The organism is Microbulbifer sp., assembly GCF_036563125.1.
Lineage (GTDB): Bacteria > Pseudomonadota > Gammaproteobacteria > Pseudomonadales > Cellvibrionaceae > Microbulbifer.
Map to the genome: position 1 here is coordinate 1 of NZ_DATCMV010000108.1, position 5,534 is coordinate 5,534.

The following is a 5,534-nucleotide window of genomic DNA, read 5'->3' on the forward strand; positions in this document are numbered from 1 at the left end:
GGTTGCTGGTCTGCAGCCTGTTGCGGTCAACGACAGTGCGACAACACTTGACCAGGCGGTTACGGGAGCCGCCAGGAAAATGGAAAGCATGTTAGAGAGCGAGTTTGGCCGGCTGGGAAGGTAATTACGCGAACCTGGGAGCAGTGGAAATGTCGGTGGCGGGGAGCGCGCCTCTCCGACGGCACTTGGAATAGTCACAGCGGCGAGCATCCACCAGTCCCTGGGGCAAGTCCAGTTCCAGTTCTACCGCACCACAGTGACAGGTCGCCCGGTGCTTTGGCTGGATTTTGACGCCATCCACTTCCTCTAGGTTTATCGGCACTTTCACTTTCCAGGGCGGGTTGTGCTCACGTGCTGCTGGTGGCTCTGGTTGTGGAAGTGGCATAGTGCCACATCCGATAACGTGTCTTTTAATGGCGATCAATCTGTCCCCAAAAAATGTAAAAGCGTGGCTTTGTTTTTAGTGCTCTTAAGCCAGGTTTTTATTTCAACTGCTCTTTCAGTGTCAGATTCGCCAACCACTTTCTTCAAGCGATTGACTCGGTCTATTTCTGTTTTTTCCGATCGTACCTTTCGCTGCCACTGCTCGGTGAACACACTTGGCAACTTGTTTCCCAGTTCCATCGACTTGAGCAGTTGCCATTCGCCGCCATCCAGCCAGGCCTCGTCACAATTGCCGCACAGATCCAGTCGAGTATCCAACGATCCCGCCACCGAGTACTTGGTCATCAATCTGCTGCATTTCGGGCAGTTGATGGCGGTTTTGGTATCGGAATCCGTGGAGAGTTCGTTTAATTGCGTAGGTTCCTCGGGATCGAGGCTTACCCTTTCTGACCAGTCCCGATAGTAAAGTAGTGACAGCAGTGCGCCTTCGCACTTGGGACAGCCCATTACCGGCAGTCCTTCCTCAATCTTGGTGGGTTTCAGAAACTGATGCTTACATTTGGGACAGTGCATTGGCACTCCAGGGGCTATGCATTATGTTCATGGCCGCTCGTTCTTATCTGATAAACCTGATCCAGCGCCACAACCTGAGGACGTCCAGCAAGGCGGCTGCCACATAGGTCAGGGCGGCGGCCTTGAGTACACTTCTGGCGGAACCTAGCAGGTGCTCTGGAAGGTAGCCTTCTTTGAGTATCGGCAGCGCCTTGTTAAAGCTGGCATCGTACTCTTCCGGCAATATGGCCACATACATGAGTGCGGAGGAGAGCATGGTGATCACCGCGATTGCGCCCATCCACAGCGCAATGGCCGGTGTCTTTATCGCGAACGTAAGAATTGGTGCAAAAACGAGGATAGAAGCACCGATACGTTTGATCTGAAGGGCCCGGCGCAGGTACCTGTCGCGCAGCTTGGACACGGGTTCTTCTTTGCAGAACTGGATGGCATGGCCGATTTCATGGGCCGCCACCGCCACCGCGGTAACGGATTTCCCATCGTAGATCTCCGGGCTGAGCGCGACGATTTTCTCGGCAGGGGAGTAATAGTTTTGGTCTGGCTCCGCCTTGATGACCTTCACCCCCTCCAGCTTGAACCGCTCAATCAGGTGCTGTGCCAGTTCAGACCCGGACCCCGGCATATCACCGATTTCCTTGGAGTGGCGCCACAGCACGAATCTTACCCACAGTTGCGGGCCGGCGATAAGTGCGGCAATAAACAGGGTGATAAGTAGATAAATCATTTTTAACGGTAAGGTAGTGTCGATCAAAACCTGTAACGGCGGTCGATTACAAAGATAGGACTCACCCTTGTTGATACAGGCTCAAGCATCCCCATTGGTTTTAGCAATAATCTCTTTCACCAAATGCGCAGGAAACAGGGATTTGGATAAGTACTGCCGGCTGCCGGATTTGGCCACCAGAATCAGCCCCAAATCGGTTTCAATGACGAGCGCGATATCAGGCCACAACAGCGTTGCTTGCGTATGGGCGTTCTGTGTATGGATACCATCTTCATCGATGGTTAATTCCACTTCGCTACCAGCACCTTTACCCCACATCTGCCGTGTTAACCACCAGGCTCGCCGGAATCGAATATGCAGTAGTTCCAGAATCCCTAAGGCGATCAACGTGTAACTGGCGACCTTAGGTTGCTCGGTGAATAACAGTAATCCTGCACCAGCCGCAAAAAGTAATGCCGGGAACAGATAATTGGGCTTGGCACTTTTCCCGTAGGGTAAAGACTGGTCGAAACACTCGGCAAGGTATTCTCGGGATAACGTAAATTGGGTATTAAATGGTTGCACGGGCGCCACTTGTTGTTTTTATTACTTGTCAGGTATTACGTTATACCTTCCCCCAAGGATTGTAGATAGGGCATTTTGCGATTTCCCTTATCCTGACGGGCTGTGCAGTCGATCTCGGCCGTTTATATGCCGAACGGCCAGGTCTCCGGCGGCTCTTTCTCGTCCCAGCCCTCGGTGAGATCCAGGGGTTCGAGTGCGGTGGTCTCATCCAGGTGAAACACCACATCGAACTGATCGCGGATATCCACGTGGAAGTAGTGGCTTACGCGCTCCGTCTCCGGCCGGTAGATCACGCCGATGGCCCGTTCCAGCAGCGGCTCGCGCAGGGCATCGCCGTGCAACTGGCTCATGTCGAGATAAAAACGGTCAAGCCCGCTCTGATGAAACAGTGTCTCGACACTATTTTCCAGTGCCGGCCGCACCCAGCGGTGATCGGCGGGGTCGCCCCACTGTTGCGCCGCGGTGACATGTCCGGTGTACGTGGTAAAACCTACCAGTAATGCCTCGCCATTGGTTTTCTCGCGCACCAGCTGGCCGACATTCAGTTCCCCGCGCCGCACGGCTTCCGTGGCCCGCGCGTCGCCCAGATGCGAGTTATGTGCCCACACCGCGATACGCGCCGGTCGCCCCTGTTGCCGCTCGATATGCCGGCGCAGTGCCAGCAGGGTGTCCACCATGTGTTCGTCACGCAGGTTCCAGGTGTTCACGCGGGTGGAGAACATGCCGCGATAATAGGCTTCCGCATGCTGTACCACGTGCGCATTGCGCTCCGCATAGAACTGCTCGTCTTCGGCGAGAATGCCGCCCTGTTGCAGCCACTGGCTGCGGGCACGCATCATCTCCAGCACCTGCTCCACCGCCTGCTGCTGGCAGGATTCACTGATGCCCATGGCGGCGGTATAGCCGTAGCGCTGCGGGTCGCCGTGGTGGTTCATGCACGCATAGCGGCTGCGCGCGCGCTCCGCGGCCTCCGGGTCCACCTTGTCGAGATACGACACCACGGCATCGGCGGAGCGGTACATGCTGTACAGATCCATGCCGTAAACGCCGGTCTGCTGCTCCCTGGGTCTTTGGAAATTCCAGTCATGCAGCCATTGGATAAATGACTCCATCACCGTGTTGCGCCACATCCACAGCGGAAAGCGCTCGAAATCCCCCAGTGCCTGGCGCGCGCTGGTGTCGCCATCCAGCCCGCGCACAAAGCGGTTGATGCGATAGACGTCGGGCCAGTCGCCCTCGACGATCACCGCATCGAGCCCCTGTTCCTGAATCATGCGCCGGGTAATCTCGGCCCGCGCCGCATAAAAGTCATAGGTGCCGTGGCTCGCCTCACCCAGCAGTATGAACCGGCGACTGGCGGCTTTTTCCAGCAGTGCATCGTAATCGCCGAAGTTGCCATTCAGCGGCCGGGCGTGTTGGTGAATCGATGCCAGTGACGAGCGGGAATCGGCCATAGATGCTCCCCTTTCCTATCGCGTAAAAAAAGCTATGCCGCAGACAATACGGAGCCCGCTAAACGAAAGTGTAGGGTGACCGGCGCGCGGTGGCGGCGATCGCAGGAATGTCGATTATATTTCTGATATCCGGCGCTTGGTCGCTACGGAGGGCCGGCGCGGAAACAGGGGAGATATTGTGAGCTCGATGAAGGTGATTCAGGCGGCGGTCACGCTGCTGTCCCTGATCAATCCCGTGGTGTGCGCACTGATGTTGTCGCAAATCGGCGCCGGGCAGTCGTCCGCTGCGCGGGCGGCCAGTGCCACCAGGGCAAGCATCGCCGTATTGGTCATCCTGATCACGTTTGCGCTGATCGGCGCCAGGTTGCTGAAGGTGTTCGGGATATCTCTGGATGTATTCCAGGTGGCCGGCGGTTTGGTGTTGGCGTGGATGGGTTTTTCGATGGTGCGCGCCAGCACCGGGCCGGCGTCACAGGCTGCGCCGGTTGCGGGCACCCAGTCGCAGTCGCTGACGCCACTGATCCTGTTTGCGGCAAGCCCGGGCACCATCACCGGCATCATCACGCTTTCCGTCAACCACTCCGGCACCGCGCTGCCGGTTACCGCCATCGCCGGGGCGGCAATTGCGGTGCTGGCGCTGTGGCTGGTTCTCCTGCTCACGAGCAGGCTGAGCGGCCAGGGAACGGGCAACAGCTTCCTGCACAACCTGATGGCCGGCATGATGGGGCTTATCGTGATTGCCATGGGGTTTCAGTTCGGTCTCACCGGAATCAAGGCATTCTTTGCGGGCGGATAATTCATAGATGGGATGACCACCGCCCTTGTTTGTGTGCGTCCCGCCAGGAGAGGTGACGTGCCATCACCCCGCGACAGGAAAATCCATATATTTATTTTTTGTGCCGATATTTCACGGCGCTCAGGCCCTGCCAATCTTCCAGCTCCTGGTCAGGCTTTTCAGACCGGAAGCGGGCGTAAAGCTCTATACCGTCCCGGTCCTCCAGGATATCTACGTGAATACCCTGTTTCTGCAAAAACTTTGCGTTGCCCGCTGCATTGGTGACATCGCCTACCACCACGCGGCGGAAACCCCTCATATAAATTAACGTCGCGCACACATCGCAGGGGCTCAGGCTGGTAAGAAGGGTTGTCCTGCTAAAGTCGGTTCGACCGGCATCCCGGATAGCGCTAGTTTCACCGTGGTTGTAGGGGTGGTTTTCCTGGACAAGCGTGTTATGACCTTTCCCCAGGATTTTCCTTGTGGAGTTATCAATGATGACCGCACCAATCGGGCAGCCGCCCTCGGCATGGCTCTTTTCTGCAAGAAACACCGCAATGCGCATCAGGTCGGCATCGGAAAGCCCAAGTGCAAACTCCGCGTCCATCAAAACATCCAGGCTCCCGGTCGGCATATGAGCGATTGCTCTTAATACTTCATCACTCTTCGCTGTCTGCTTGTTGAAAAGGGCCTTCATATTTCATTCTCGGGAAGTCGACCTGTAGCGGGGATGCTAACCCGTTGGATGTATTTGGCTAGGCGCCCGCTATCAGTATGGCCGCTAGGCCGCGGGTATTTCGGCTTCCAGCGCCTTTATCCCGCATCGCGCATTCGCGCGGGCCGCAAGCTGGCGCTCCTCGGCGCTGGCGTAGTCGCGATCCCAGGCCAGCACCTTCGGCGTCATCAGCTTGTGCCACAGCGGCGGAATCATGGCGACGACGATCGTCGTCAGGTAGCCGCCGATCATCATGGGCGCATCGGGAAACGGCTTCAGGTCCTGGTAGGGTACTTCGCCCTGCGCGTGATGGTGCGAGTGCCGGGTGAGGTTGAACATGGTCCA

Annotated in this window: 7 protein-coding genes and 1 pseudogene; 1 reads left to right on the forward strand and 7 read right to left on the reverse strand. The window is 57.0% G+C overall.

The features are described 5' to 3' along the window. Positions 1–124 precede the first annotated feature (124 nt). The 5 genes from VIL80_RS08590 to VIL80_RS08610 all read right to left on the reverse strand — a co-directional run bounded on the left by VIL80_RS08590 (position 125) and on the right by VIL80_RS08610 (position 3,699). A complete protein-coding gene (locus tag VIL80_RS08590) occupies positions 125–322 on the reverse strand; it encodes a GFA family protein (RefSeq protein ID WP_332035703.1) in 198 nt (65 codons plus the stop codon). A gap of 98 nt (positions 323–420) precedes the next feature. Beyond that, positions 421–957, reverse strand: a complete 537-nt coding sequence (locus tag VIL80_RS08595; protein WP_332035704.1) for a TFIIB-type zinc ribbon-containing protein — start codon at positions 955–957, stop codon at positions 421–423. A 43-nt stretch (positions 958–1,000) separates the two neighbouring features. After that, on the reverse strand, positions 1,001–1,681 hold the full coding sequence (locus tag VIL80_RS08600; protein WP_332035705.1) for a zinc metallopeptidase: 681 nt from the start codon (positions 1,679–1,681) through the stop codon (positions 1,001–1,003). An 81-nt stretch (positions 1,682–1,762) separates the two neighbouring features. After that, positions 1,763–2,245, reverse strand: a complete 483-nt coding sequence (locus tag VIL80_RS08605) for a YcxB family protein (RefSeq protein WP_332035706.1) — start codon at positions 2,243–2,245, stop codon at positions 1,763–1,765. Positions 2,246–2,367: 122 nt separating this feature from the next. After that, the gene (locus VIL80_RS08610) at positions 2,368–3,699 is read right to left on the reverse strand and encodes an erythromycin esterase family protein (RefSeq protein ID WP_332035707.1); all 1,332 of its coding nucleotides are present in this window, start codon (positions 3,697–3,699) and stop codon (positions 2,368–2,370) included. Between the two features lie 187 nt (positions 3,700–3,886). On the opposite strand from VIL80_RS08610, the gene VIL80_RS08615 reads away from it, so the two are divergent. Continuing rightward, complete coding sequence (locus tag VIL80_RS08615) at positions 3,887–4,495, forward strand: MarC family protein (RefSeq protein WP_332035709.1); 609 nt, start codon at positions 3,887–3,889, stop codon at positions 4,493–4,495. A gap of 91 nt (positions 4,496–4,586) precedes the next feature. Here the strand turns inward: VIL80_RS08615 and VIL80_RS08620 are convergent, their stop codons facing one another. Next, positions 4,587–5,171, reverse strand: a complete 585-nt coding sequence (locus VIL80_RS08620; RefSeq protein WP_332035708.1) for a nucleoside deaminase — start codon at positions 5,169–5,171, stop codon at positions 4,587–4,589. 84 nt (positions 5,172–5,255) lie between these two features. After that, positions 5,256–5,534 (reverse strand): annotated as a pseudogene (locus VIL80_RS08625) (hypothetical protein); the annotation flags it as partial.